Source organism: Actinomycetospora sp. NBRC 106378, assembly GCF_030269685.1.
Lineage (GTDB): Bacteria > Actinomycetota > Actinomycetes > Mycobacteriales > Pseudonocardiaceae > Actinomycetospora.
This window is the reverse complement of sequence record NZ_BSTT01000001.1, coordinates 118,288-144,495: the sequence shown is the minus strand read 5'-3', so window position 1 is coordinate 144,495 and position 26,208 is coordinate 118,288. Positions and strand designations below refer to the sequence as shown.

The window sequence follows — 26,208 nt, the reverse complement described above, 5'->3', positions numbered from 1 at the left end:
GGTGGCCTGGGACACACTGATCGTCGGCGGGGGCTCGGCCGGCTGCGCACTGGCCGGTCGGCTCTCCGAGGATCCCCGGCGACGGGTCCTGCTGCTCGAGGCCGGGCCCGCCGTTCCCGACGCCGGGGCGTACCCGCCCGAGGTCCTCGACGTCGCCTCCCTCGGCGGGGCGACCGAGGGTCACGCGCTCAACTGGGCGTTCGCCACCGAGCTCGCCGCCGGGCACCGCGCGACGACGACCCGCGGACGGGTGCTCGGCGGGTCCTCGGCCATCAACGGGGCGAACCACGTCCGGGCCACACCGACCGACGTCGCCGGCTGGCAGGGCTGGACCTGGGCCGACGCGCGCGACGCCTACGTGCGTGGCGAGGACGACCACGACTTCGACGGCCCGGACCACGGCCACGACGGCCCGGTCCCGGTCGAACGGCCCGCCGGGGAGCGGCTCGCCGCGCTGACCGGGAAGGTGCTGCACGGCGCAGAAGTGCTCGGGGTGCCGGCGGAGCCGGACAAGAACGCCGGCGGACCGCCCGGCGCCGGGCTCGTCCCCGCCAACGCCGTCGGCGGCGTGCGGGTGAACGCGGCGATGGCCTACGTGCTGCCGGCGCTGCACCGGGCGAACCTCACCGTGCGCGGGGACTGCCCGGTGGCGCGGGTGGTCCTCGACGGGAGCCGGGCCGTCGGCGTGCTGACCGCGGACGGCGAGCGCATCGAGGCCGGCGAGGTGGTCCTCTGCGCCGGCGCGGTGAAGTCTCCCCAGCTGCTCGCCCTCTCGGGCGTCGGGCCCGCCGACGAGCTGCGGGCAATCGGGGTCGACGTGCGTCTCGACCGGCCCGGCGTCGGGCACGGGTGGAGCGACCACCCGTCGGTCTTCCTGCCCTTCGGCGACCACGAGGAGCTGCACCCGGAGGCGGTGTCCACGCAGGCGCTCGTCCACCTCGACGCGGGGACGCTCGACCCCGCCCTGCCGTCGGACCCGGCCGGGGACCTCGAGGTGCTGCTGTTCTGCCGGCCGTTCGCCCCCGGCGGGCCCCGCCACCTCATGTGCGCCCTGCAGCAACCGGAGAGCCGTGGGGCGTCGGTGCTGATGAGCGCGGACCCCGCCGCGTGCCCCCGCATCTCCCACCACTACCTCGCCACCGCGCTCGACCGGGCCCGGATGCGCGCCGTCGTGCGCTTCGCGGCGGAGCTGCTGTCCGCGAGCGGCCTCGCCCGCCCGGCGTTCGCGGCCGGGTCCGACGCCGAGCTCGACGCCTGGATCGCCGGCGCCCTCACCACCTCCTCGCACCTGTGCGGGAGCGCGGCCCTCGGGGCGGCCGACGACCCGGCCGCCGTGGTCGACCCGGAGTTCTGCGTGCACGGCGTCGAGGGCCTGCGGGTGGTGGACACGTCGGTGCTGCCGGTCGTGCCGCGGCGCGGCCCGGCGGCCACGGCGCTGATGCTCGGCGAACGGGCCGCACAGCTGCTGCGCGCCTGATCAGGACCCGTCCGACCCGTTCGTCCGGTTCGGGCGGGAGGTAGACGTCCGGTGACGGTCGGGTCACGTCACGGTTGCGACACGATGGGGTGGTTCACGGCGCCGTCACGGCGTTGCGGGCGGAGGATGCTCGACGGCCGTGCTGCGGGGAGCGGGCCTGGCGAGTCGGACGGGTGAGAGGCAGGCCGCGATGGGGCTGTGGGGTCGCAAGGACGAGGTCCGGTTGTCCCGCCGGGAGCGCAAGGAGCTGCGGGTCCGCGCCCGCGAGGACGCCGAGCTGGCGGCCCGCATCCAGCGCGCCCAGCGTCGCCTCGCGCAGGCCACCGGCCCGCTGCCGGTGATCGAGCCGCGCCGGTCGGTCGAGGAGCCCGCGCGCCGGTCGGAGATCGTCGGGGACTGACGCCGCCCCGACCCTCCCCGTCGTCGCGCGCGGGTCGACTGCGACGCTGGACGCGTGCGCCGGATCGGGGTCCTGCTCGTCGGCCTGACGATGCTCGTGGCCGCCTGCTCGGGCGCCCCGGCGGCGGCGCCGCCACCCGCGTACGACCCACCGACGGCCTTCGGCCCGTCGTCGGGGACCCTCCTGCGCGGCACCTCGAGCAGCCTGACCGGCTCCTACGGCGCCCGCCCGGAGCTGCCCGTCGCGCTCGACGGCACCACCGTGTGGCTGGCCGACGGCGGCGGGCTCTCCCGGGCCGACTCGACCGGCGCGGCCGTCGCGGTGCCCCTCCCGCCCGACCGGTGGGTGAGCGGTGCCCCGCTCCCCGTCCCCTCGGCCGGCCTCGTGGTGGCCGGCGCGGCGACCACCGTGCCCGGGTCGGGCACCACCCCGCCCGGCCTGGCCGTCGAGCTGCTCGCCGTGCCGCGCAGCCAGGCCGGGGAGCCCGACCCGACCCTCGCGTGGTCCGTCGGGGCCCCGCTGCCGTGGTCGGAGGCGCCGCGGTCGGTGCGCACGGCCGTCGTCGGGGTCGCCGCAGCGGGCGCCGGCCGCCGGATCGCGGTCGTCACGGCCTCGACGAGCACGCACCGCAGCACCGTCGCGGTCGACCTCGACGCCCGCCGGGTGCTCTGGGTGGCCGACGGGGTGCTCGCCGGGGCGGTCCTCGACGGGCGTGCCCCGGACGGGACGCCCGCCGCCGGCGCGCCGGCCGTCGGGTCGCCCGTGGTGGTCGGTGCGGCCGTCCCGCCGGGCGGCGGCACGGGCTACTCGCCCTCCTCGGCGGTCGGGCTGGACGTCCTGACCGGGGCACGCCGGTGGGGGGCCGACGACGGGTCGACGGCCCTGTCGGTGCACCGGGCCGGACCGGCGACGGTCACGGTCGCCGGACGACGGCCCACCTCGGCCCGGGCCTTCCTCACCATGTACGACGCCGACGGCGGGAGCCGCAACGCCGTCGACCTCGGCACGGCCACCGCTCCGCCCGAGTGCACGTGGGACGAGGCCGCGACGACGGTGTGCTCCGGCTCGAACCGGACCTTCGCCCTCGACGCTCCGACGGGGGCGGTGCTCTGGTCGCTGCCGGCGGCCGGACGGGTCGCCCCCGCCGTCACGACGGCCTGGCACGGCGCGGTGTACGGCACGACGGTGAACGGGCCGGTCGTGGTCGACGCCCGCACGGGACGGGACCGCAACCCCACGCCGGGCGCGGCACCCGTCGTCGTGGACGCCTACCTCGGCGTGGGTGCGGGTTCGGGGCTGCTGGGCGGGGTGGTGGTGACCCCCGCCACCGGGTAGCCGGGACGCACGGCGGGCGTCGGGGCGACCGGTCCGTCACGTGACCGATCCACATGAGCGACGTCACTCTGGCACACTGGGGTGATCCTGCTCACGTCAAGGGTTCGGTGATCATGCGCAACCCCCTCTCCGTCCTCGCACCGCGCCGTTTCGGCCCCGGTGCCCGGGACGGGTCTGGCGATCCCCTCCCGCGGATCCCCGCGCCACGCCGGGTCCCGGCGCCGGACGTCCTGGCGGGCGTCGAGTTCCTGCAGCACGGGTGCACCGGTGAGGGGGAGGAACACGCCCCCGAGGTGTCGGTGCGCGGGATCGACCCGCGCAACGACCGCGGACCCGCGGCGGCGTCGGTCCACCTCACGGCCCGTCCCGGCGCGCCGTGCCCGGACACCGTCGAGGAGCTGCTGGCCACGGCGACGCCGGGCGACCACCGGCTGCGCCGGCTGACCTTCGACGTCCGGCGCCTCGACGAGGTGCTCGGGGAGCGCGGTGGCCGGGCGCTGCTCGACCAGCTCGTGGCCGCGCCCGCGGACCGGGTCACCAACGCGGTCTTCCGGGCGGCGGTCGAGGTCGACCCGGCGGGCGACCTGGACTGCGACGTCCGCGTCGTGGGGGAGGGCGACTCGGTGGCGGGCCGCTGCCGGACCGACCTCGGCCGCGCCCGCCTGAGTGTCACTCCGCTGCTGACCGGCTCGGAGCGGCTCGCCCGTCGGCTCGCCGAGGCCCGGGCCCGGCCGCGGGACCGGGCCGTGCGCCGCTGCCTCGAGCACGCCCTGGCCTGCGAACTGGCGTCGGTCCCGCTCGCCCGCCTGATCGGCGTGCACCCCGACGCCCCCGCCTGCGCGGTGCCGCTGACCCGCTGACCGGCGGCGGGCCGGCGCGGGCGCGGGAGGACGGGTCAGACCGTGTGGACGATGAGGACGTCGGTGCGCGAGCGGCGGGACACCGCCTGGGGTACCGACCCGAGCAGGCGTCCCGCGAAGCTCGCGAGGCCCTTGTTGCCCACCACCACGAGGTCGGCCTTGTAGAGCTCGGACTTGTCGACGATGGCGTCGGTCGGGTCGCCGTGCACCGCGACGGTGTCGACGTTCTGCGCCCCGGCGCGCATGGCCTCGTCGCGGGCGCTGCGCAGGGTCTCCTCGGCGGGGCTCGCGCCGATGATCTTGTAGGCCTCGTCGCCGAGCGCGCGCTCGGCCTCGGCCTGGTCGCGGTTGCCCGAGGCGTCCCGCGTCTCGTACGCGCAGATGATCATCAGGCGGGCGCCGGAGTCGGCGGCCACCTCGGCCGCCTTCACGACCGCCTTGCGCGCGGACGACGAACCGTCCGTCCCGACGGTCACCAGCTTGTAGTCACCCATGTCCGCCCAGCCTCTCCTGGTCAGCGCGGTGGTCAGGGGCGTCACCCTAGTGATGCGCCGGGATCGGGTGATCGCGACACCCCGGGCTCGCCACCCGGTCGAGGATCCGACAGACTGTCACCACCCGGACCGGCGGGTTCCGCCGTCCGGTCGATGACGAGTGACTTCTGAGGGGCAGGTGCGCGGGCCCATGGTCCTGGCGAGCGGCAGCTACTTCGTGCTGACTGCCATCCCCCACGAGATCGTCGTGGGGCTCGTGGTGTTCGCGGTGCTCTACGTCGTGCTCAGCCGGGTGTTCCTGCCGCGGCTCGACGCGGTGTACACCGAGCGCCACGACCGGATCGACGGTACCCTCGAGCGCGCCGAGCAGGCCCGCGCCGAGGCCGGCCGTGCCGACCGGGAGTACCGCACCCGGATCGGGGAGGCCCGCGAGGAGGCCGCCCGCATCCGCGACGGTGCCCGCGAGGAGGGTCGCCGGCACTCCGAGGAGGTGCTGGCCACCGCCCGCGAGGAGGCCGCGCAGCTCGTGGCCGACGGCCGCGGGGACCTCGACGAGGAGCGCTCGCGTCTCCGCACCGACCTGCAGCCCGACATCGCCCGCCTCTCGCGCGACCTCGCCGGCCGCATCCTCGGCCGCCAGGTCGGGGAGGACGAGTACCGCGAGACCGTCGACTCCTACCTCGCACAGCGCGCCTGACCACATCCTGACCCAGGCACCGTCGGCCCTCGGCCGGCGGTGCCTTCGTCGTTCCGGGGTCCGGACGGCGGATTGGCCGACCTCACCGGTCCGGTTCGTCCGATTCTGGTCACGAATCGGTCTCGATCCGACCGCCGAAGGAGCGACAAGGTCGTGATTGCGTAACGACGACCACACCGTCGAGCGATCCCCGGGCAGAACAGCTCGGGGAGAGGTGGACACCGATGACGGGTCGTGGCTGGGTGCGCCGGGCGCTCCTGGGAGCGGTCATGATGGTGCTGGCGGGCCTGGGCTTCGCGGGCGTCGCGGCCGCGCAGGACACGTCGCCGACGCCGCAGCCCTACGGCGGGCAGCTCGAGCACATGGACCCCGGCGACGAGATCAGCTCGGAGAAGGTGCTCGAGGTCGGCATGCTCACCCTCGGCACCGTCAACGGCCTCGCGTTCGTCGTCGCGATGGTCGCGAGCCGGCTGCGTGGCCCGACGACCGCCCAGACCCGGCGGGCGCTGATCAACCGCACCGGTGCCGGTCGGGTCTCCGAGTCGCGGCGCGAGCGTCGGGCCCGCGGCGTCGAGCGCACCCCGGTGGTGGCGCCCGCCCCCCTCGCCGGACCCGCGGTCCCGCCTCCGCACGCCCCCGTCGGCGCCGTGCCTCGGCAGGCCGGCCCCGTCGCGCGCCCCGCGCACGCCGCCCCGTCCGCCCCCGAGGGCGCCGTCCCCTCGGCCCGGGCGGTCACGCCGTCACGCCCGGCCGGACCGCCCCCGGCTCCCGTGTCCCCGCCGGCCGGGGTACGCAGCCCGGTCCGTCACTGAGGTCGGCGCCGCCGTCCACCGGACGGTGCGAGGGCCCGTCCCGGGACCGCACGCGTGGGACCTGCCCGTCGTCCGCGCCGGCACTGCGTCATGCAGCCCAAGGGATTGCTCTTCATCGTCGCTGGTGGACCAGGAAGCGGCGATTACCCTCGGTCGGACCGGTTCGCCGGGCGGGGTCACGCGCCCGTCCGGTCGTCGGTGGCACGTCCGCTGCCCTCCACCGCCCAGGAAGGAACGTCGTTGACCGGCACCGTGGCCACCCGTCGGCCCGATACCGAAGCCTCCGGGGTCGGCCTCTCCGCGCACGTCCGGGAGGCCCGCGCCCGTCTGGAGCCGCCGACCGTCTCCGTGCCCGCCCCGCGCAGCGCCCAGGGGGTCGTGGCGCCGCCGGTGGTCGTCACCGGGCAGGACGCCCCGTCCGACGAGCTGCTCGCGGAGGTCGACGGCCTCACCCGGGCCCTCGAGACGGTCGAGGCCGCGGGTGACGAGTCCCCGGCCCACCAGGTGCTGTGCCGCATCGCCGCCCTGGTCGCGGACGGCGTCCCCGACGCCGGCTGGTCGACCCGCGAGCAGCTCGACGTCGACGTGCTGCGCGACGCGTCCGACGCCGCACGCGGTCTGCAGGAGCGCTCCGCGAAGCTGCTCGCGCGCCTCGACGCCGAGGAGCGGCCGGGCCCGGCCGCGGCCCTCGCGCCGCTGACCACCGCGCTGCAGGTCGTCGTGGTGGTCGCCGACCTCGAGCAGTTCGAGCGCGCCCGCCGGTGACGCGGGCGTCGCGTCCGGGGTGACCTGGAGCGCCGGAGTCGCATTCGGTTCACCGTCCTGGGACGATCGCGCCATGAGCGTGGGCACGGACGGGTCGCCGGAGGTCTTCCGGATGCTGTTCGTGTGCACCGGCAACATCTGCCGGTCACCGTTCGCGCAGTTCCACACCCGATTCCTGCTGGGCGCCCGGCTCGGGCCGTGGGCGCGGGCGTTCGCCGTCCACAGTGCGGGCACCTCGGCCGTGCGCGGGCACGGCATGCACGACGACACGCGGGCCCGGCTCACCAGCCGTCGCGACCACCCGGACGTCGCCGCCTTCGCCGCCCGCCAGCTGCCCGATCGCGACGTGCTCCTCGCCGACCTCGTCCTGACGATGACGCGCGAGCACCGCTCGACCGTGCTCGGCGACGTGCCGAAGGCCCTGCCGACGACCTTCACCCTGCGCGAGTTCGCCCGCCTGCTGCGCGCCGCCGACCCGGCGGAGGTCGCAGCCCTCCCGCGCCACCCGGTCCGGCGCGCCCACGCGCTCGTGACCCTGGCGCGCAACGCCCGCGGGACCGTCCCCGCCGTCCCGGCGGAGGAGGACGCGGTGCCCGACCCCGTGTCCGGTGGCCCGGAGGCGCACGAGGCCGCCGCGCGCGTGGTCGACGGCTCCCTGCGGGTCTTCCTCGACCTCCTCGTCACGCCGCCCCCGCCCCGCCCGCTCCCGCCGCGGCCCTTCCCCCCGGGTGCGGCGCGGCCGGCGGCGCCCGCCGGCAGCGGTCCCGGCCCGGTCCCGGGCTCGACGCCCGTCGCCCCGCCGGCTCCGCAGCAGCGCGCTCCGCAGGATGCGGCGGCCCCGGCGGCCCCGGCGGCCCCGGCGGCCCCGGGACGCCGCAGCGGCGCCGACGAGCTGGTCCCCGAGCGTTCCTGAGCTACTCGCCTGAGCCGAACGGGTGACCCGACCAGGCGTCGGGCGTCACCCCGCCCACCGGGTGCAACGTCTCGGGGTCGCGCGGCGATGACTGGTGCGTCGTGCAGGACCGCGGAATCCGTCGCGGTCGGACGGACCAGGGGGAATCGGGCATGGACGGGTGGGAAGGTGGACCGGACGTCCCCGGTCTGCGTGCCCTGCCCGCGCGGGCCCTCGAGGCCGTGGCCCGCGCCCGGTGCGCGTCGGTCGACCCGGCGGCCGCCCGCGCGGTGTGTCCCGATCCGGCGGCCGTGTCCGGCCTGTTGCGCGGGCTGGAGGTCCTGACGTCGGCGTTCGGCTGCGAGGTGGGGGTCGGCCCGGGACCGGCCGACCCGCGCCGTGCGCTGGCCGCCGTCGCCGACCTCACCGGTGCCCTGGCCGACGCCGCCCGACACGTCGCCTGGACGGCCGGGTTCTCCGGTCAGGAACAGGCGGCCGAGGTGGCCGACGCGATCATGACGACGGCGTGGGCGCTGCGGGTCCTCGCCGAACTCGGGCTGCGCGTCGTCCCGGCGCCCGACGCCGGGGAACCCGCGCCTCCTCGGGATCCCGCGCCCTGACGAGCAGGGCCCGCCACACGGCGGCCGCGTCGAGGTCGCCGCGGGTGACCGGCAGGCCGGACGCGTCGGCGACCGCCTCCACGAACGCGGCGCCCGGCTCGACGGCGCCCGGAGGACGCACCACGTGCACCCGCAGGCGCTCCCCGCCGACGGTGACGCGGATGCCGCCGCGACCGCGCCAGGGGAGGCTCACGTCGAGCTCCGGGGTGTCCAGGGCCTCGTCGAACACGACGCCGCGGCTCGAGAGGAAGCTCAGCCGCCCGTGGGCCAGGCGCAGGATGCCGGGGACGTGCGTGACCTCGCGGACGATCCAGGCCGGTCCGATACAGCCCGGGTCGTCGGGGTCCGGGGCGTCGGGCTCGACGGACCCCCGAGGGTGCGGGAGCGCCACGGGGACCCGGGAGGCCGGGTGTTCCACGACCGGATGCGCGCGCGACACGGGAGGGTGCACGGGAACGCCTCCCTCCGTGTACCGGGTGCCGGGGCGCAGTCTGACCGCCAGGCCCGGGGGGTGTCCATCCATCGACCACTCAACGCCCGAGTGGGGGGTGGTGTCATGCTCCGCTCGGGCGAGCCTCGTGTGGCATCGGAGTGGACCTGCCCGGCCAGCCCTTCAGTGACGGTGTTCTGCGGCCGAACGGGTGGCGATCGAGGAACGATCCGTACGAAGCTCTCCCTGTCGTCACGCTCCGCTGGCATCATCCCGCTCATGAGTGGAGACAGTGCTCCGTACGGCTCGGCGCCGTCGGACGGACAGAACGACGCTGCGGGCTACGGTCCGCCCGGCGGCTACGCGGCGCAGTCGGCGTCGGCGGCCGGTCCGGGCACCGGCAGTCAGCCCGCCTACGGAGCGCCGCCGGCGGGCGGGTACGCCCAGCCGGGCTACGGCGCCCCCCAGCAGGGGTACGGCTCACCGGAGCAGGCCTACGGGCAGCAGACGTACGGGCAGCAGGCGTACGGGCAGCAGGCCTACGGGCAGCAGGCCTACGGCCAGCAGAATTACGGCCAGCAGAATTACGGCCAGCAGACCTATGGCCAGCAGGCCTACGGGCAGCCCGGCTACGGGCAGGCGGGCTACGCGCAGCCGCCCGGCTACGGCGGCCCGGCCGCGCTGCCGGGTGACGTCGAGGTGGTCGGGCAGCGCATCGGGCAGTACCTGCTCGACTCGCTCCTCGCGATCGTCCCGCTGTTCGTCCTCATCATCGTCGGGACCACCCTGGCGTCGCTGGGGTCGACCTCGCTCGCCGTGATCGGCCTCCTGATCACGGGGCTCGCCTACGTCGTGGCCATCGCCGCGAGCTTCCTCGTCCTCGCGTGGTGGCCGTCGCGCAACCAGGGCCAGACCCCGGCCATGAAGTGGCTCGGGCTGCGGATCGTGCGCCAGGAGGACGGTGGGGAGCCGACCCTCGGTCAGCACAGCCTGCGCTGGCTGCTGCTCCTCGTGGAGAGCGGGCTCATCGGCCTCATCGTCATGCTCGTGTCGCAGCGCAAGCAGCGGCTCGGCGACATGGTGGCCAACACGCTCGTCGTCCGGGCCTGAACCGCCACGCGGGCGGCGTACCCACTCCGCCGTCCGCGTGCGTGTCCCTCGCGGGGCGCTGGTGGGTGACCGACATCGTCCGAACAGGGGATATCGGTTCGACTACCCGTCCGTAGCGAAACGGACACGGTGTATCCGACGACGACGGGGACACGAGGGCGATCCTGGCCCCTCGTGAGACATCGGGCGAGGCCGGCGACCCCGGCGCGAGGAGACGGTATGGACGCCGGACGAACGGGCGGGACGGCCGGACCGGACCGCCCCGGCGGCTACGCGAGCTGGGTGGCCTGGATCGACGACTTCCGCCGCGGCGACGACCGCGGGCTGGAGACGCTCCCCCCGATCGACGGCCGCATGGGCACCTACGTCGAGGCGCGGCTGCTCGACCGGCTCTCCACGGCCTTCAGCGAGCGGGTCCGCTCCTGGCAGTCCGCCCTCGGACGGCGGATCGTCGCGGCGCCCCCGAGCGACGAGGCCCAGGTGGCCGCGCTGCTCCGGGACGCCCTGCCCGCCCTCGAGCCGCTCGCCCGCGTCGCGGCGTCCTCCCGGCTGCCGCGCCCGCTGGCCGCGGCGATGCACGAGCTGCTCGCCGGCACCCGGGCGGGTGCCCGCGACGCGGTGCGGGAGAGCGCCCGGCGCCTGCGCGAGCCGGAACTGCAGCCGCGCCTGCAGCGCACCGCGCGTCCCACGCCCCCGGTCACGCCACCGGTCACGGCTCCCGTCACGCCGACGGCCGCGGCCACGCCCGTCGTGCCCGCCCCGCGGGACCCGGGTGCGCTCGGTTCGGTCCGGCCCGCGTACGCCCCGCAGCGCGTGCGCTGAGGCGGCGCGGTTCAGCCCGCCGTGACGCGGGCGAGCACGGCCCGGTGGTCGGTGCCGCCCACCGGGGCGATCTCGAACCCGGTCGGCCTCGGCCCCCCGGTGACCAGCACGTGGTCGATCTGGGCGCCCAGGAACGACGGCAGCCAGGATGGCCAGGTGCCGGTGACGCCGTCCCCGGTCGCCGAGCCGGCGTCCGTGCAGTTCGCCGTGGACGCCCGGAAGTGCGCCTGGTCGGCGGTCGCGTTCATGTCGCCCGCGATGATCGTGGGGCGGTCCGCGTCGCACCACTGCGCGAGCCGGCCGACGTCCCGCACCCATCCGTAGGTGTCGCCGGGCTTGGGCGAGCGCGGGTGGTCGGCGACGAAGCGCAGGCCCGAGGCCACGCCGGGCGCCGAGCGCGGCAGGTCCACCACGATGGCCGGGTAGGTCCCGTCGCGGTCCTGGGTCACGGTGGGGCGGCCCAGCGAGGAGCGCACGAAGACCGTCATGCCCGACGCGTCGTCGGCGTCGTCCGCCGAGTAGGCGCGGTACCCCGTGCCGCCCTGGCCCTCGTCGAGGCGCGACTCCAGCCGTCGCCGCAGGTCGCCGCGGGCCTCGGGCAGGGAGATGAGGTCGGGGTTCCGCGCCTGGATCAGGGCGGCGAGGTCGTCGGCGTCAGCCAGCCCGGTGTAGGTGTTGAGCGCCAGCACGACGAGCCCGCCGGACGTGTCGGCCACGGTGGCGGAGCCGACGGTGCGCCCGGCGACCTCCGCGGCGCCGATCCCGCTCACGAGACCCACCGCGAGGGCGACCACGAGCGTGCCCGCGGCAGCCCGTCGCCAGGCGCCGAACGCGGCGAGCAGCGCGAGGACGAGCGTGATCGTCGTCAGCTGCGGGCGGAACGCGACGATCTGCACGAACGGTGAGCGCTCGTCGAGCCCCAGCGTCTCGGGGAAGAGCACCACCCCGACGAGGCCCGCCACCACCGCCGCGCCGACGAGCGCGGGCGCGCCGGGCGGCCGCCACCGGGACGGCCGTCGTCGTCGTGGTGCGGGCCGGGGCCCCGACCGGGGCGGCGCCGGGGGCGGGCCCGGCGGCACGTTCCAGCCGGGCGGGCCGCCGTAGCGCGTGGTCGGGGCCGGGCGGGGCGTCGCGGGGCGCTGTGACCCGCCGTCGGGAACGGGGGGACGACCGCCCGGTGGGCGCGCGGGGCCGGGACCGCGCCCGTCGTCGGGGCCGGGTCCCTGCTCCCACCAGGCGGGCCGGGTCACCCTCGGGTGACGCGCAGGATCACGTCGTCGTTCCCGTTGTCCGTCGTCAGGTAGAGCGCACCGTCGGGTCCGACGCGGGCTCCGCGCAGTCGGCCGAACTCGCCGTCGAGCTCCGGCGGGGTCGTGACCGACACGATCCGCTGCGCGTCGGCACCGGTTCCGGGACGCATGAAGAGCAGCTTCTCACCCTTCTGCGCGGTGACGGCGAGGGCCCCGTCGAGATCGCCCCACGCCGCGCCGGAGACGAAGGCGCCCCCGCTCGTCGCGATGGTCGGGTCGCCGGAGCTCCAGGCCGCGGGCACCGCGTCGGGGTAGCGCTGCAGGTCGGTCATCGGGACGCCCTCGTCGTACCCGCCCGGGGTCTCGCCGCCGCGGGCCGGGTCCCAGCCGTAGTTGCGGCCGGGGATCACGACGTTGACCTCGTCGTCGACGTCCGGGCCGTGCTCGACGCTCCACCCCGTGCCGGTGCCCGGCTGGAACGCGACCGCCTGGACGTTGCGGTGCCCGTAGCCGGAGACGAGGCGCTCGGCCGCGCTGCCCGACGACGCGAAGGGGTTGCCGGCCGCCGGACCGCCGGTCTCGGGGTCGACGCGGAGCACCTTCCCGCCGAGGGCGGTGCGGTCCTGCGGGATCGTGGCGCGGGCGGTGTCGCCGGTGCCGATCCACAGGGCGCCGTCGGGTCCGAAGGTGGGCCGGCAGCCGGAGTGGCGCCCCGAGGGGTTGATCGGCAGGCCGCCGACCAGCGGGTCCTTCGTGCGGGTCGCGCTCGCGCCGTCGGCCGAGAGCTGCCAGGCGACCACCCGGACGTCGACGGGCCGGCCGCCCTCCTGGTGGGTCTGGCAGGTGACGAAGCGCCCGGACCCGTCGGGGTAGGCGGCGGTCCCCATCAGCCCGCCCTCCCCGCGGGCGTAGACGCTCGCGAGGTCGGCGCGGACCGGCTGCACGCGGCCGTCGGCGACGGTGGCGAGGGTGCCTCCGCGCTGGGTGACCAGCAGGCGGTCGCGCACCCAGGTCACGTCCCAGGGCTTGTCCAGGCCCTCGGCGACGCGTTCGACCCGCAGGGCCCCGGTGGCGGGGGCCTCGGGGGCGCTCGACGCGGTCGACGACGGGGCCGGCGCGGATTCCGTCGGCGCGGGCGCCGAGGAGCAGGCGGTGAGCACGGCCGCCGACAGCGCGACGGAGGTCAGCAGGGGAGCGACACGCACGGGCGAATCATGCCTGCCCGGGCGTGGGTGTCCGGTGTGGACCGGCACGCACGGATCCCGTCGACATCCAGGCGTCGAGCGGGCCGACCGGCCGGCCCGGACCGTGCGAAGGTGAACGACGTGACGGCCACCACCACGCTCGTCCCCAGCCCGTTGGTCTCAGCCCTGCGGCAGGTGGTCGGGGAGGTCAAGCACCGCCCGATCGACCTCGCGGCGCACGCCAACGACGCGAGCCACTACCTGCTGCACCCGCAGGCGGTGGTGGTGCCGGACAGCACGGCGGAGATCGCGGCGCTGCTGCAGCTCGGCGTCCGGGATCGGCTGCACCTCACCTTCCGCTCCGGCGGGACGTCGTTGTCCGGGCAGGGCGTCTCCGACGGCGTGCTCGTGGACACGCGCCGGCACTTCCGCGGCTTCGAGGTGCTCGACGACGGACGGGCGGTGCGGCTGGAGCCGGGCCTGACGGTGAACGAGGTGAACGCCCGCCTCGCGCCCCACGGCCGCAAGATCGGCCCCGACCCGGCGTCGTCCGTCGCCTGCACCATCGGCGGGGTCGTCGCGAACAACTCCTCGGGCATGAGCTGCGGCACCGAGTTCAACACGTACTCGACGCTGCGCTCGCTGACGTTCGTGCTGGCCAGCGGCACCGTGCTCGACACCGGGCGCCCGGACGCCGACGACGAGCTGCGCCACCGCGAGCCCGCCCTGTACGAGGGGCTCGACCGGCTCCGGCGCCGGGTCACGGAGAACCCGCACTCCGTCGAGCGGCTGCGCCACCTGTTCTCGATGAAGAACACGATGGGCTACGGGCTGAACAGCTTCCTCGACTTCTCCCGGCCGATCGACGTCCTCGCCCACCTGCTCGTCGGCTCCGAGGGGACGCTCGGGTTCGTCGCCGACGTGGTGCTGGAGACGCTGCCGGTCCTCCCGCACGCGGCGACCTCGATGCTGGTCTTCGCGAACACCGCCGACGCCACCGACGCGCTGCCCGCCCTGCTCGACGCCGGGGCGAAGACGCTGGAGCTGCTCGACGCGCGGGCGCTCGTCGTCGCGCAGTCCGACCCGCGGGCGCCGCAGACGGTCAAGGAACTCGACGTGGCGAGCCACGCCGGTCTCCTCGTCGAGTTCCAGACCGCCACCGCCGAGGAGCTCGACGGCGTCCAGGCCGACGCCGAGCCGGTGCTGGCGCAGCTGCCGCTCACGCGCGACGCCGGACTGACCCGGGAGCCCACGGCCCGCGCCTCGCTGTGGGCGCTGCGCAAGGGCCTCTACACCGCGGTCGCCGCGGCGCGCCCGAGCGGGACGACGGCGCTGCTCGAGGACATCTCCGTGCCGGTGCGCACCCTGCCCTCGACCTGCGACGGGCTGACGGAGCTGTTCGACCGCCACGGCTACGAGGGCTCGGTGATCTTCGGGCACGCGAAGGACGGCAACGTCCACTTCCTCGTCAACGAACGCTTCGACGACCCCCGCGAGCTGGAGCGCTACCGCGTCTTCACCGACGAGATGGTCGACCTCGTGCTCGCCCAGGACGGCACGCTCAAGGCCGAGCACGGCACCGGACGGATCATGACGCCGTTCGTGCGCCGGCAGTACGGCGACGAGCTCTACGGCGTGATGCAGGAGGTCAAGGCCCTCTGCGACCCCACCGGGCTGCTCAACCCGGGCATCATCCTGTCCGACCGGGCCGACGCCCACCTCACCGATCTCAAGACGGTCCCGACGGTGGACCACGAGGTCGACGCCTGCGTCGAGTGCGGCTACTGCGAGCCGGTCTGCCCGTCGCGCCGGGTCACGACGACGCCCCGCCAGCGGATCGTGCTGCGCCGCGCGGCGGCGAAGGACCCGGCGCTCGCCGCGGAGATCGAGGACGACTACGCCTACGACGCCGTCGACACCTGCGCCGCCGACGGGATGTGCGCCACCGCGTGTCCCGTCCGGATCAACACCGGCGACCTCATGAAGCGGCTGCGCTCCGAGCGGCACTCCACGCGGGCGCAGCAGGCCGGCAGGGCCGTGGCGGAGCACTGGCAGGGCGTGTCCGGCACGGCCCGCGTCGCCCTGAGGGTCGCCGCGACGGTGCCGGGGTTGACCGCGGCGGCCTCGGCCGCGGCCCGGACGGTGCTCCCGACCGACCTGGTGCCGCTGTACTCCGCCGAGATCCCGCCCGGTGGCGACACCCGGCCGGACCCGGTCTACCCGCCGGACCCCGACGTCGTGTTCTTCCCGACCTGCCTGCACCAGGTGTTCGCGCCGGAGTCGGGGGACGGCGCCGCCCACGCGTTCCTGCGGCTGGCCGAGCGCGCGGGCCTCGTGGTCGCCGTCCCCGAGGGCATCGGGCAGATGTGCTGCGGCGTGCCGTGGGAGTCCAAGGGCTTCACGCAGGGCAGCCGGGCGATGGCCGCGACGGTCGTGGACGGGCTGTGGGGCTCCACCCAGGGCGGACGCCTCCCCGTCGTCGTGGACGCGTCGTCCTGCACCCACGGGCTGGAGGGGATGGCGAAGCTCCTGCCCGACGACGAGCGGGTCGCCGCCCTGCACTTCGTGGACGCCGTCGCCTACACCGCACAGGAGATCCTGCCCAAGCTCGCCGTCCCGACGACGAAGGCGGCCTCGCTGACGCTGCACCCCACCTGCTCGACGACCCACCTCGGCATCGGCGACGACCTCCGGCTGCTCGCCGAGGCGGTGGCCGACGAGGTCGTGGTCCCGAAGGCCTGGGGCTGCTGCGGGTACGCCGGCGACCGCGGGATGCTCCACCCCGAGCTCACCGCGGCCGCCACCGCCGAGCAGGCCGCCGAGGTCCGCGCCCACCCGACGGAGCTCTACGCGAGCTGCAACCGCACCTGCGAGATGGGGATCTCGAAGGCCACCGGGCAGACCTACCGCCACGTCCTGGAGCTGCTCGACGAGGTGGCTTCGCCAGGTGAGCACTAATCCGTGCCAGAGCACGGAATAGTGCTCACGAGGCGCGCAGCGCCACCCGGTAGGTCACCGGCCAGCGCTTGCCGGTGAGCAGGAACTGGTTCGTGCCGGGGATCGCCGCGATGCCGTTGAGCACGGCGTCGGGGTCACTCCGCGTCTGCGCCGGCCGCAGCGCGGCGGCGTCGACGACCGCAGTCACCCGTCCCGACGACGGGTCGACCCCGACGATCTCGTCGGTCTGCCACACGTTCGCCCAGACCGTGTCGCCGACGCACTCCAGCTCGTTCAGCTGCGACACGCCGGTGTCGACGGTGCGCCGCGGGGCGAACGTGACCGGATCGCGGAAGACGAGGGTCGACGAGCCGTCCGAGGTGACCAGGTCGGTCGCCGTGTGGCAGATGCCCCAGCCCTCCCGGTCGAGGGGGAACGTCGCGGTGACGGCGAGCGTGGCCGGGTCGCGCCGGTAGACCACGCCGTCCTTCCAGGTGAGCTGCCAGATCGCGGTGGGGGTGACGGTGATGCCCTCGCCGAACTGGTCGGCCGGGAGGTCGACGGCGCGCCGAACCGCTCCCGTCGTCGGGTCGGTCTCGCGGAGCTGCGACCGCCCCTCGAGCCCGGTCCCCTCCCACAGGCTGTTCCCGGCGATCTCGAAGCCCTGGGTGAAGGCCGCCGGGTCGTGCGGCATCGTCCCGAGCACCTGCACCGTCATGCGGGTGACGGACGGGTCGGCGGGAGCCGGGGTCGAGGAGCAGCCGGCCGCGACGAGCGAGACGACCGGGACGAGGACCAGCGCGAGGAGCCACCGCACGCCACGGAGACTCCCACGCCCGGTGCTCCGGTGGAGTCAGGCACAATCGGACGGGTGCAGGACCTCGTAGACAGCTCCGTGCCGACTGCCGTGCTCGCCGACGCCGTCGACCTCGCGCGCGCCGCAGCCGTCGACGCGGCCGACGGCGAGGCAGGAGAGGTCGGCGACCACCTCGAGGTCGTCCGTGAGGACGACACCGCCGCCACCCACTACTTCGCCGCCGCCAAGCCCGGATACCGGGGCTGGACGTGGGCGGTCACCGTGATGGGCGTCGACGAGGCGACCCTGGGCGAGGTCGCCCTCCTGCCCGGCACGGGCGCCGTCACGGCCCCGGAGTGGGTGCCGTGGAACGAGCGCGTGCGCGCCGAGGACCTCGCGCCCGGCGACCTGCTCCCGGTCGACGAGGACGACGAGCGCCTCGTCCCGGCCCACGCGGCGCTGGACGACGACGAGCCCGGTGCCGACGAGATCCGCGCGGTCGCCGACGAGCTCGGCTTCGGGCGCCCCCGGGTGATGAGCCCGGAGGGCCGGTTCGACGCGGCCGAGCGCTGGACCGGCGGCGACTTCGGCCCGACCGCGGAGATGGCGCGCGCCGCCTCCGCGCACTGCGGGACCTGCGGCTTCTACCTCACGCTCGGCGGGTCGCTGCGCGGCGCGTTCGGAGTCTGCGGCAACGGCAACGTCCCGGCCGACGGGCACGTGGTGCACGCCGAGTACGGCTGCGGTGGGCACTCCGAGATGCAGGTCGACACCGGCTCGGTCGTGATGGTCGCCGAGCTGGTCTACGACGACGGGGTCGAGATGGACCCCGTGCCCGCGACCGACTGACGTCGGGGAGACGGTGTCGGGGGACCCGTTCGGCACGGAGACACTGCGGCGCACGGTCCTCGACGCCTGGACCGCCTCGCCCGCGCGGTTCCGTGAGGACGCCAATGCCGAGGAGGACCTCGTCCGCGGCGGCTACCGCGGCCGGTGGTTCACCGAGCTCGCCCAGAACGCGGCCGACGCGGGCCGGGCGGCCGGCAGGCCCGCGCGGTTGCGGGTCACGCGGCACGACGACGAGCTGCGCGTCGCGAACACCGGCGCCCCGCTCGACGCCGAGGGGGTCGCGGCCCTGGCCTCGCTGCGCGCGTCGGCCAAGCGGTCCGGTGGCACGGTCGGGCGGTTCGGGGTCGGGTTCAGCGCCGTCCTCGACCTGACCGACGCGCCGCGCGTGGTCGGCCACGGCGGCGGTGTCGCCTTCGACCGCGTCCGCACCCTCGCCGAGGTCACGACGGCGGGTGGCGCGCTCGCCGCGGAGGCCCGCCGGCGTGGGCCGGACGGCGTCCCGGTCCTGCGCCTGCCGTGGCCCGTCGAGGAGGACCTCGACCCGGCGTTCACCACCGAGGTGCGCCTCCCGTTGCGCGATCCCGCCGTCGACGTCCTGCGCCAGGCGCGCGACGAGGCCCCGGACCTGCTGCTCGCGCTGCCCTGGCTCGCCGCGGTGGAGGTGGCCGGCGAGACGGTCGAGCGGGTCGACGCGGGCGACGGTCGGCTGCGGATCGGCGACACGACGTGGACCACGCTGCCGATCGACGGCGACCTGCCGGCGGACGTGACCGGGGATGCCCTCGCCGTCGAGGACCGCGGTCGCACCGCCTGGGAGGGGCTGTGGGCCCACCCCACGGCCGCCCCCGACACCCGGCCCGACACCCTGCACGCGCCGACGGCCACCGCGGAGACGACGACGCTGCCCGCCCGCCTCGTCGTCACCGTCCCGCTCGACGCCGACCGCCGCCGCGTGCGCCGGGGCCGGGTCACCGACCACGTGCTGCGGGCCGCCGCCACGCGCTACCCCGACCTCGTCCGCCGCCTCGCGCCCGACGACCGCGCCGCCCTCGTCCCCGCGCCCGGACTGCCCGGCTCCGAGGTGGACGCCGTCCTGCGCGAGGGCGTCCTCGCGGCGCTGCGGCACGCGGCGTGGCTGCCCGGCGCGGCCGGACCCGACGTCGTCCCGGCCCGGGCCCTCGCCCTCGCCGACCCGGCCCCCGCGCTCGTCGCCGCCGTGGCCGACGTCCTCGACGGCCTGACCCCGCAGCCGTGGACGCCCGCGCTCGGCGACCTCGGCGTGACCCGCCTCGACCCGGCCGCGCTCGTCGACCGCCTGGCCGGGCTGCGCCGCCCGCCGTCGTGGTGGCGGACGCTCGACGACGCCCTCGCCGGGCTCGAGGGTCTCGACCGGGGCGAGCTCGCCGCCCTGCCGGTCCCGCTCGTGGACGGACGGCTGGTGCTCGGCCCGCGGGGGACCCTGCTGCCGGGGAAGGACGTCGCGGACCTGGAGCTGGACGGCCTGGACCTGCGGCTCGTCCACCCCGACGCGGTCCACCCGCTGCTCGAGGCGCTCGGTGCCCGCCCCGCCGACGGGCCGGCGCTGCTCGACGAGCCCGAGGTCCGTGACGCGGTCGAGCGCTCCGTGGACGACGCCGAGGCCGGGCTCGACGTCGAGCCGCTCGCGCGGCTCGTCCTCGCGGTCCTGACGCCCGGGGTGGTCGGCCTCGGCGCACTCGCCCTGCCCGAGCGCGACGGCGGGTACCGGCGCGCCGACGAGCTCGTGTTGCCCGACGGTGCGCTGCGGTCGGTGCTGGGGGACGACTCGCCGGTGGGGGTCCTGGCGGACCGCGCGCTCGCCGAGCACCGACGGGACGCGCTGCTGGCCGCCGGCGTGCTCGACGGGTTCGGGGTGCTCCGCGACGACGCCCCGGCGGGTCCCGACCACGACCTCGACGACGAGGAGACGTGGTGGGCCGAGGAGGTCGACCCCGAGCCCCGCCACGACAGGAACGGCAGGGACGACACGCACGACACCGACGACGGTGACCGGTCCACCCTCCCGAGCACCCTCGTCGCGGTGCGCGACCTCGACCTCGTCGCCGACTGGTCCGCCGCGTGGCCGCTGCTGGCGGCCGACCGCGAGGTGCGGGCCGCGCTGGTGCGTCTGCCGGGCGAACCGGTGCCCTACACGGCCTGGTGGCTCGCCCGGCACGGCCGGCTCGCGGGGCGCCGGCCGCGGGCGTGGCGGCTGCCGGGACCGGCCGTCGGGGGCGGCCTGGCGGCTCTCTACGACCCGGCGCCGGTCGATCTCGACGCCGGGTTCCTGACGGCGATCGGGGTCCGGACCGACCTGCGGGTCGCGGACGCGGCGGAGGCCGACGACCTGCTCGCCCGCCTCGCCGACCCGGCGCGTGCGGTGCCCGTGGGTGCGGCGCTCGCGGCGCACACCGCGCTCGGGGAGGCGGTCGACGCCCGGTCCGTCGACGTGGCCGACGTCGATCCGCCGGAGCGGGTGCGCACCGCCGGCGGCGGGGTCGTCACGGCGGACCCCGACCGTGACCCGACCCCGGTCGTCCTCGACCGGCCGTGGCTGCTGCCCGCCCTCGAGCCGAGCTGCGTGGTGCCGGTCGCGGCCCGGGTCGCGGCTGCGCTCGCCGAGCTGCTCGACCTTCCGCTCGCCTCCGACGTGGTGCACGGCGAGGTCCGGTCGCCGGGGGCCGCCACGGCGTGGGTCGCGCTCCCGGCCGCCGTGGTCTGGGCGGCCGCCGCCGGCCGCGCGCTGCCGGACGGCGAGGTCGTGGTCCACGAGCGGCTCCGGGTGGCCGTGACCGTCGGCGGCGACACCCGGGAGATCTTCCCCGGGGTGTGGGTGGCCGACGGGGCGGTGCACACCGACGACCCGGTGCGGGCGCTGCTCGCGTGATCCACAGCGCGCCCACAGCTCCTCGCGGCAGACTCGGGACGTGGAGCGTCCTGCCCGTGTCCTCGTGGTCGAGGACTCCGAGCCCATCCTGGAGTCGGTGACGGCCGCGTTGACCGGGGTCGGTCACGACGTCCTCGCCCGCGCGGACGGGGGCCGTCTGGAGGCCGACCTCGGGGCGTTCGTCCCCGACGTCGTGGTCCTCGACGTCATGCTGCCCGGCCGTGACGGCTACGCCCTGCTGCCGGCGGTCCGGGCGACGAGCGCGGCGGTGATCCTGCTGACCGCCCGCAGCGGGGTCGCCGAGCGGGTCCGGGGACTGCGGGCGGGCGCCGACGACTATCTCGTGAAGCCGTTCGCCCTCGCCGAGCTGATCGCGCGGGTGGAGGCGTTGCTGCGGCGCAGCGGCGGCGTGGGCGACGCGTTGACGGTCGCCGACCTCGTGGTCGATCCCGACGCGGGGCTCGTCACGCGGGCCGGCGTCCCGGTGCCGGTCACCGCGACCGAGCTGCGTCTGCTGCACGACCTGGTCGCCCACCGCGGACGCGTGCGCTCGAAGTCCCAACTGCTCGCCGCGGTGTGGGGGTGGGAGGAGTACGACCTGAACGTCGTCGAGGTCCACGTCAGCGCCCTGCGGCGCAAGCTGGGGGAGCCGCGCCTGATCCACACCGTGCGCGGGCAGGGCTACGTGGTGCGCGACGACGGGGCGCCCGACGCGGGGGCGGGATGAGACCCGGCTCGCTGCGGCGTCGGGTCACGGTCACCTCGGTGGCGGTGGTGGCCGTCGTCGTCGTGGTGGTCGCGGTGGTCTCCGACGTGGTGTTCGCGGCGCAGTCCCGGTCCGAGGCGCAGACGACGCTGAACGGCCGCGCCCTGCAGGCCCAGCAGCTCGCCGACCAGGGACTGTCGCCGGATCAGATCGTGCGTCGGTCGGAGGCGGGCGGCGGCGTCGCGGTGGTCGTCCGGGACGCCGGCGGCACGCTCCTGGCGGGGCGTCCCGCCGCGGGGGACGGCCGTCGCACCGTGACCCGCCGCCTCACCGACGGCGACACCGTCACGCTCGTCGCGGAGCCCGCGCTCGAGGGCGCGGCCGAGAGCCGGCTGCGGCGGATCCTGCTGCTCGTCGGGGGGATCGCCATCGTCGTGGCCGCCGGGGCACTGCTGGTGACGACGCGGCTCGCGCTCGCCCCGCTCGACGCCATGACGTCGCTGGCCCGCTCCATCGCGGGCGGTCGTCGGGGTCGGCGGCTCGCCCCGGAGCGGCGGGACACCGAGCTGGGCCGGGCGGCCGCGGCGTTCGACGAGATGCTCGACGCGCTCGAGGGGGCCGAGGCGCAGGCCCGGGCGTCCGAGGCGAGCACGCGCCGCTTCGTCGCCGACGCCGCCCACGAGCTCCGGACCCCCCTCGCCGGGATCGCCGCGACCGCCGAGGCGGGCACGGCCCCCGGGCTCGCGCCCGAGGCCCGCGAACGCCTCGCGACGCTGCTCGTGCGCGACGCCCGACGGGCCGGCCGGATCGTCGACGACCTGCTCACCCTCGCCCGCTACGACGCCGGACTCGTCCCGGAGCGCGAGGAGGTCGACCTGGTCGACCTCGTGCGGGCCGAGATCGACCGGGACACGGTCCGCCACCCCGACGATCCCGTGGTGCTGGACGCCGCCGGTCCGCTGCCGGCGGAGATCGACGTCGAGCTGATCGGCCAGGCCGTGTCGAACCTGCTGGTGAACGCCCGGCGGCACGGCGGCGGGCAGGTGTCCGTGACGGCCCGGCCGGGCCGGGTGGAAGTGCGCGACGAGGGCCCGGGGGTGCCGGAGGGGGACCGCGAGCGGGTGTTCGCGCGGATGGTGCGCCTCGACGAGGCCCGCGGCGGGGCGAGCGGTGGCGCGGGCCTGGGCCTCGCGATCGCCCGGGAGGCGGCGCGGGCCCACGGCGGGGACCTCGTGTGCGCGGCACCCGGGGACGGCGGGCGCGGGGCGCTGTTCGTGCTCACGCTGCCCTGAGCGTCTCCTGAAGCCGCCCGGCCGGGTCCCGGGCTTCTCAGCCGTCGCTCAGCCGGTCGGCCGACCGTCGTCGGTGTCCGGCACACCGCCGGGCACCGAGGACCCGGAGGTTCCCATGCACCGTCTGACCAGGCCCGTCGTCATCGGCGTGACCGCCCTCGCCCTGGGCGGCGTCGGCGCCGGGGTGGCCCTCGCGAGCCCCAGCGAGACTCCGGCCGCCGTCGCGGCCGCAGGCCACCACGGGAAGCATCCGGGCGAGCACGGGGAGTTCACCGGCCGCGGGAAGGCGCACCGCACGATCGACTACCAGCGGGGCACGGTGACCGCGACGAACGGGACGTCGATCACCGTGCGCAGCAAGGACGGCTTCACGGCGACGTACACGGTGGCACCGACGGCGAAGGTGCGCCGGGACAAGCAGGCGGCCACCCCGGCGCAGGTGCAGACCGGTGACCGGGTGTTCGTCGCGGCCGCGAAGGAGCCCACCGGGCTCCAGGTCCTCCGCGTGCGGGACCGCGGGCCCGCCCCGGCCGCGACGCCGGCGCCCGCTCCCACCCCCGGTTCCTGAAGACCGGCTGAGCCGGCGTCCCCGTTCCTGGGGGCGCCGGCCCCGCCGGGGGAAGGGTTGCCGCCGTGACCGTCCTCGCCGATGCCGTCGCCACGCGCCGGCTCCTGGACCGCCTGGGTCTCGGTCCCCGCCCGGGCGAGCTCGCCGCCGCCGTCGGGCAGGGGTTCGCCGCCACGCTCGACCGTCTGCTGGCCGCCCCGGTCGACCCCGGGCCGCCGGCTCCGACCCTCGCCCCGATCACGGACCGCGGCACGCCGGGCTCCCCGGAGCGCGCCGCGGCGCAGCAGCAGCGCGGCCAGGGGCAGGACGCGCTGACCCGCTGGTGGCTCGACCGCATGTGGGCCACCACGTCGCCGCTGCCCGAGCGGCTCACCTGGTTCTGGCACGGCCACTTCGCCACGAGCGCCCAGAAGGTGAACCAGCCCGCGTTCCTGCTCACCCAGAACGAGACCCTGCGGCGCCTGGGCACCGGCGACTTCCGGACGCTCGCGCAGGCGATGGTGGTCGACCCCGCCATGCTGGTCTGGCTCGACGGGCGCACCAACCGGGTCGGGGCCCCGAACGAGAACCTGGCGCGCGAGTTCATGGAGCTCTTCGCGCTCGGGGTCGGCCACTACACCGAGCCCGACGTCCGCGAAGCGGCCCGCGCCCTGACCGGCTGGACCGTGGACACCGACGCCGGCACCGCCCGGCTCGTCCCGCGCCGTCAGGACACGGGGCCGAAGACCATCCTCGGCCGGACCGCCGCGTTCGACGCACCGTCGTTCGTGGACCTCGTCGTCGCCCGGCCCGAATCGGCCGCCTTCGTCGCGGGACGGATGTGGTCGCGCCTGGTCTCGACGACCCCGCCCCCGCCCCAGGTACTGGGCACGTTGACGGATGCGTACGGGCCGGGCCGTGACCTGCGCGCGCTGCTGCGGGCGATCGCCACGTCGGCGCCCTTCCACGACGCCGGGACCACGCTGGTCAAGCAGCCCGTCGAGTGGGCGGTCGGGCTCATGCGCGCGGTCGGGGCGCAGCCGAGCGCGGTGACCACGCCGCCCCGCGGCCGTCGCCGTGGGCAGGGCGATCCCGTGCACCAGCACCTCGAGGCGCTCGGTCAGGTCCCGTTCCGGCCGCCCAGCGTGGGCGGCTGGCCGGCCGGCACGGCCTGGCTCACGCCGTCCGCGCAGCTCGACCGCATGGCGCTCGCCCAGGCGGTCGTCGCCCGCGCCACGGTCCCGCCCGGTCCCACCGGCGCGAACGCCCAGCTCGACTGGGCCCGCCAGACCCTCGGCGTCGACGCCTTCGGTCCGCGCAGCACCGACGCCCTGCGCGACGTCGCGGGCGGCGACCCACGGACCGTCCTCGCCGTCGCCGCCCTCACCCCGGAGTACGTGATCAGCGCATGAGCAACCGTCTCCCCGACGTCACGCGACGTCGCTTCCTGACGTGGTCCGGGGTCGCGGCCGCCGCGGTGGGCCTCACCGCCGGCGCGACGCAGGTGCCCTGGTCGGCGCTGCTCGACGGCGCGACCCACACCCCGCTGCAGCCCGGGCAGGGGGTCCTGGTCGTCGTCACCCTCTACGGCGGCAACGACGGGCTCAACACCGTCGTGCCGGCGTCGGACGACACCTACCAGGCCGACCGCCACGAGCTCGCCTACCAGCCGTCCGAGGTCCTCGACGTCGGGCAGGGACTCGGGCTGAACCCGGGTCTGGCCGGGACGAAGGGCCTGTTCGACGACGGGCACGTCGCGATCGTGCGCGGCGTCGGCTACCCCGAGCCCGACCACAGCCACTTCCGCTCCATGGCCATCTGGCAGACCGCGTCGCCCGGGTCGCCGACCGGGGCGGGATGGCTGGGTCGCTGGCTCGACGGCACCGGCGAGGATCCGCTCCGGGCGGTCTCGATGGACTCCGTGCTGCCACCGCTGCTCACCGGCGCGTCGACCGCGGCCTCGACGTTGCCCGCGGCCGGGCTGTCGCTGCCGACCGGGCCGACGGGGGTGGCCTTCCGGGCCCTCGCCGGCGTGGACCCGGGCGACGACGTCCTGCGCGCCCGGGTGGCCCGGTCGGGCCGGGACCTCGCGCAGGTCGAGCAGGTGCTCGGCCCGACGCTGGCGGCCTCCCGGTCGCGCAGCGCCGGGGCGTCCGGGAACGACGCCGGGGCCGCCGCGGGCAACCCGGCGGGAGGTGGGAAGCACTCGCAGCTCGCCGACCAGCTCGCGACGGTGGCCGCGCTGGTCGAGGCGCGGGTGCCCACCCGGGTGTACTCGGTGTCCCTGGGCGGTTTCGACACCCACGCCGACGAGCGCGGCACCCAGCAGCGACTGCTCGCCGAGCTCGACGCGGCGCTCACGCCGTTCGTGGCACGGCTCGGCACCACCGACGTGGGGCGGCAGGTCGTGACGATGGTCTACTCGGAGTTCGGGCGCCGCGTGCTCGCGAACGCCAGCCAGGGCACCGACCACGGCACCGCGAACCCGGTGTTCCTGCTCGGTGCGCCCGTCGTCGGGGGCCTGTACGGCGAGCAGCCGAGCCTGACCGACCTCGACGCCGGGGACCTGCGGGCCTCGACCGACTTCCGTGACGTCTACGCGACGGTGCTCGGGGGTGTGCTGGGGGAGGACCCGGGCCGTGTGCTGGGCCCGGGCCGGACGCCGCTGCCGGGGGTCCTGGCGAACACCTGACCCGGCTCGTGACGGTGGTGCTCCCGGGCGGACGAGCTACAGCTTCTGCGCACCCTTCGACCCCCGGGCGTTCGCGCGCCGCTGCAGGGTCAACACGCCGAGCCCGATCCCGCCGAGCCCGATCCCGACGACGGCGGCCCAGAGCCAGGGCCCGGGGCCACCGGCCAGGGCCAGCACGATCAGCACGACCACCCAGACGGCGACGCCCACGAGCACCGGCCGGACCGGGTCGGTGAGACGTCGGGGGAGTGGCGGCGGCTGCCAGTCTGGTTCGGCCACACACGCACCCTACGGCCGACGGGCTTCGACGCTAGGGTGCCGCCCGTGCTGGAGCGG

Annotated in this window: 24 protein-coding genes; 19 read left to right on the top strand and 5 right to left on the bottom strand. The window is 76.4% G+C overall.

Features of this window, described 5'->3' with window-relative positions; genetic code table 11:
- The first annotated feature begins 1 nt into the window (after position 1).
- From mftG to QSK00_RS00705, 4 genes are all read left to right on the top strand, one after another.
- The gene (gene mftG, locus QSK00_RS00720; protein ID WP_285586449.1) at positions 2-1,477 is read left to right on the top strand and encodes a mycofactocin dehydrogenase MftG; all 1,476 of its coding nucleotides are present in this window, start codon (positions 2-4) and stop codon (positions 1,475-1,477) included.
- A 190-nt stretch (positions 1,478-1,667) separates the two neighbouring features.
- Positions 1,668-1,877, top strand: coding sequence for a hypothetical protein (locus tag QSK00_RS00715; protein WP_285586446.1), 210 nt, complete (start codon positions 1,668-1,670; stop codon positions 1,875-1,877).
- A gap of 54 nt (positions 1,878-1,931) precedes the next feature.
- A complete protein-coding gene (locus QSK00_RS00710; RefSeq protein WP_285586445.1) occupies positions 1,932-3,212 on the top strand; it encodes a hypothetical protein in 1,281 nt (426 codons plus the stop codon).
- A 113-nt stretch (positions 3,213-3,325) separates the two neighbouring features.
- Entirely contained in the window at positions 3,326-4,072 is a 747-nt protein-coding gene (locus QSK00_RS00705; RefSeq protein WP_285586444.1) for a hypothetical protein, read from the top strand.
- A 35-nt stretch (positions 4,073-4,107) separates the two neighbouring features.
- Here QSK00_RS00705 and QSK00_RS00700 read toward each other — a convergent pair whose 3' ends face one another.
- Positions 4,108-4,566 carry a universal stress protein gene (locus tag QSK00_RS00700; protein WP_285586443.1) on the bottom strand — a complete coding sequence of 153 codons (459 nt, stop codon included), beginning with the start codon at positions 4,564-4,566 and terminating at the stop codon, positions 4,108-4,110.
- 190 nt (positions 4,567-4,756) lie between these two features.
- Here QSK00_RS00700 and atpF point away from each other — a divergent pair, with 190 nt between their 5' ends.
- The 7 genes from atpF to QSK00_RS00665 all read left to right on the top strand — a co-directional run bounded on the left by atpF (position 4,757) and on the right by QSK00_RS00665 (position 10,714).
- Positions 4,757-5,263: a F0F1 ATP synthase subunit B gene (atpF, locus tag QSK00_RS00695; RefSeq protein ID WP_285586442.1), complete on the top strand. Its 507-nt coding sequence runs from the start codon at positions 4,757-4,759 to the stop codon at positions 5,261-5,263.
- A gap of 224 nt (positions 5,264-5,487) precedes the next feature.
- The gene (locus QSK00_RS00690) at positions 5,488-6,075 is read left to right on the top strand and encodes a hypothetical protein (protein WP_285586441.1); all 588 of its coding nucleotides are present in this window, start codon (positions 5,488-5,490) and stop codon (positions 6,073-6,075) included.
- 240 nt (positions 6,076-6,315) lie between these two features.
- Positions 6,316-6,840 carry a hypothetical protein gene (locus tag QSK00_RS00685; RefSeq protein WP_285586437.1) on the top strand — a complete coding sequence of 175 codons (525 nt, stop codon included), beginning with the start codon at positions 6,316-6,318 and terminating at the stop codon, positions 6,838-6,840.
- A gap of 73 nt (positions 6,841-6,913) precedes the next feature.
- The gene (locus QSK00_RS00680; RefSeq protein WP_285586436.1) at positions 6,914-7,753 is read left to right on the top strand and encodes an arsenate reductase/protein-tyrosine-phosphatase family protein; all 840 of its coding nucleotides are present in this window, start codon (positions 6,914-6,916) and stop codon (positions 7,751-7,753) included.
- A 152-nt stretch (positions 7,754-7,905) separates the two neighbouring features.
- Positions 7,906-8,352, top strand: coding sequence for a hypothetical protein (locus tag QSK00_RS00675; RefSeq protein WP_285586435.1), 447 nt, complete (start codon positions 7,906-7,908; stop codon positions 8,350-8,352).
- Positions 8,353-9,061: 709 nt separating this feature from the next.
- Entirely contained in the window at positions 9,062-9,892 is an 831-nt protein-coding gene (locus QSK00_RS00670) for an RDD family protein (protein ID WP_285586433.1), read from the top strand.
- Between the two features lie 219 nt (positions 9,893-10,111).
- Positions 10,112-10,714: a hypothetical protein gene (locus QSK00_RS00665; RefSeq protein ID WP_285586432.1), complete on the top strand. Its 603-nt coding sequence runs from the start codon at positions 10,112-10,114 to the stop codon at positions 10,712-10,714.
- An 11-nt stretch (positions 10,715-10,725) separates the two neighbouring features.
- Here the strand turns inward: QSK00_RS00665 and QSK00_RS00660 are convergent, their stop codons facing one another.
- Both QSK00_RS00660 and QSK00_RS00655 read right to left on the bottom strand, forming a co-directional pair.
- Complete coding sequence (locus QSK00_RS00660; RefSeq protein WP_285586430.1) at positions 10,726-11,964, bottom strand: endonuclease/exonuclease/phosphatase family protein; 1,239 nt, start codon at positions 11,962-11,964, stop codon at positions 10,726-10,728.
- Positions 11,961-13,169, bottom strand: a complete 1,209-nt coding sequence (locus QSK00_RS00655) for a PQQ-dependent sugar dehydrogenase (protein WP_285586428.1) — start codon at positions 13,167-13,169, stop codon at positions 11,961-11,963. Before QSK00_RS00655 ends, QSK00_RS00660 begins: the two co-directional genes overlap by 4 nt.
- 120 nt (positions 13,170-13,289) lie before the next feature.
- On the opposite strand from QSK00_RS00655, the gene QSK00_RS00650 reads away from it, so the two are divergent.
- Positions 13,290-16,106, top strand: coding sequence for an FAD-binding and (Fe-S)-binding domain-containing protein (locus QSK00_RS00650; RefSeq protein ID WP_285586426.1), 2,817 nt, complete (start codon positions 13,290-13,292; stop codon positions 16,104-16,106).
- A 25-nt stretch (positions 16,107-16,131) separates the two neighbouring features.
- On the opposite strand, the gene QSK00_RS00645 is transcribed toward QSK00_RS00650, so the two are convergent.
- The gene (locus QSK00_RS00645) at positions 16,132-16,902 is read right to left on the bottom strand and encodes a glutaminyl-peptide cyclotransferase (RefSeq protein ID WP_285586424.1); all 771 of its coding nucleotides are present in this window, start codon (positions 16,900-16,902) and stop codon (positions 16,132-16,134) included.
- 54 nt (positions 16,903-16,956) lie between these two features.
- Here QSK00_RS00645 and QSK00_RS00640 point away from each other — a divergent pair, with 54 nt between their 5' ends.
- The 7 genes from QSK00_RS00640 (at position 16,957) to QSK00_RS00610 (ending at position 25,872) form a co-directional block, all read left to right on the top strand.
- Positions 16,957-17,730, top strand: a complete 774-nt coding sequence (locus QSK00_RS00640) for a DUF3027 domain-containing protein (RefSeq protein ID WP_285586421.1) — start codon at positions 16,957-16,959, stop codon at positions 17,728-17,730.
- Between the two features lie 13 nt (positions 17,731-17,743).
- The gene (locus tag QSK00_RS00635; protein WP_285586419.1) at positions 17,744-20,635 is read left to right on the top strand and encodes a sacsin N-terminal ATP-binding-like domain-containing protein; all 2,892 of its coding nucleotides are present in this window, start codon (positions 17,744-17,746) and stop codon (positions 20,633-20,635) included.
- 40 nt (positions 20,636-20,675) lie between these two features.
- On the top strand, positions 20,676-21,362 hold the full coding sequence (locus QSK00_RS00630; RefSeq protein ID WP_285586418.1) for a response regulator transcription factor: 687 nt from the start codon (positions 20,676-20,678) through the stop codon (positions 21,360-21,362).
- 38 nt (positions 21,363-21,400) lie between these two features.
- Entirely contained in the window at positions 21,401-22,633 is a 1,233-nt protein-coding gene (locus QSK00_RS00625; RefSeq protein WP_285586417.1) for a HAMP domain-containing sensor histidine kinase, read from the top strand.
- A gap of 115 nt (positions 22,634-22,748) precedes the next feature.
- Positions 22,749-23,201: a hypothetical protein gene (locus tag QSK00_RS00620; RefSeq protein WP_285586415.1), complete on the top strand. Its 453-nt coding sequence runs from the start codon at positions 22,749-22,751 to the stop codon at positions 23,199-23,201.
- Between the two features lie 65 nt (positions 23,202-23,266).
- Complete coding sequence (locus tag QSK00_RS00615) at positions 23,267-24,592, top strand: DUF1800 domain-containing protein (RefSeq protein WP_285586414.1); 1,326 nt, start codon at positions 23,267-23,269, stop codon at positions 24,590-24,592.
- Positions 24,589-25,872 (top strand): DUF1501 domain-containing protein, encoded by a 1,284-nt coding sequence (locus tag QSK00_RS00610; RefSeq protein ID WP_285586413.1) that lies wholly within the window; start codon positions 24,589-24,591, stop codon positions 25,870-25,872. Before QSK00_RS00615 ends, QSK00_RS00610 begins: the two co-directional genes overlap by 4 nt.
- A gap of 36 nt (positions 25,873-25,908) precedes the next feature.
- Here the strand turns inward: QSK00_RS00610 and QSK00_RS00605 are convergent, their stop codons facing one another.
- Positions 25,909-26,151, bottom strand: coding sequence for a DUF2530 domain-containing protein (locus QSK00_RS00605; RefSeq protein ID WP_285586410.1), 243 nt, complete (start codon positions 26,149-26,151; stop codon positions 25,909-25,911).
- Positions 26,152-26,208 lie beyond the last annotated feature (57 nt).

What these genes read in the sequence shown, in the direction of transcription:
- QSK00_RS00620 (WP_285586415.1), top strand. Translation starts at nt 22,749, where the DNA reads ATGCACCGTCTGACCAGGCCCGTCGTCATCGGCGTGACCGCCCTCGCC.
- QSK00_RS00705 (WP_285586444.1), top strand. Translation starts at nt 3,326, where the DNA reads ATGCGCAACCCCCTCTCCGTCCTCGCACCGCGCCGTTTCGGCCCCGGT.
- QSK00_RS00670 (WP_285586433.1), top strand. Translation starts at nt 9,062, where the DNA reads ATGAGTGGAGACAGTGCTCCGTACGGCTCGGCGCCGTCGGACGGACAG.
- QSK00_RS00610 (WP_285586413.1), top strand. Translation starts at nt 24,589, where the DNA reads ATGAGCAACCGTCTCCCCGACGTCACGCGACGTCGCTTCCTGACGTGG.
- QSK00_RS00680 (WP_285586436.1), top strand. Translation starts at nt 6,914, where the DNA reads ATGAGCGTGGGCACGGACGGGTCGCCGGAGGTCTTCCGGATGCTGTTC.
- QSK00_RS00700 (WP_285586443.1), bottom strand. Translation starts at nt 4,566, where the DNA reads ATGGGTGACTACAAGCTGGTGACCGTCGGGACGGACGGTTCGTCGTCC.
- QSK00_RS00690 (WP_285586441.1), top strand. Translation starts at nt 5,488, where the DNA reads ATGACGGGTCGTGGCTGGGTGCGCCGGGCGCTCCTGGGAGCGGTCATG.
- QSK00_RS00665 (WP_285586432.1), top strand. Translation starts at nt 10,112, where the DNA reads ATGGACGCCGGACGAACGGGCGGGACGGCCGGACCGGACCGCCCCGGC.
- atpF (WP_285586442.1), top strand. Translation starts at nt 4,757, where the DNA reads ATGGTCCTGGCGAGCGGCAGCTACTTCGTGCTGACTGCCATCCCCCAC.
- QSK00_RS00715 (WP_285586446.1), top strand. Translation starts at nt 1,668, where the DNA reads ATGGGGCTGTGGGGTCGCAAGGACGAGGTCCGGTTGTCCCGCCGGGAG.
- QSK00_RS00675 (WP_285586435.1), top strand. Translation starts at nt 7,906, where the DNA reads ATGGACGGGTGGGAAGGTGGACCGGACGTCCCCGGTCTGCGTGCCCTG.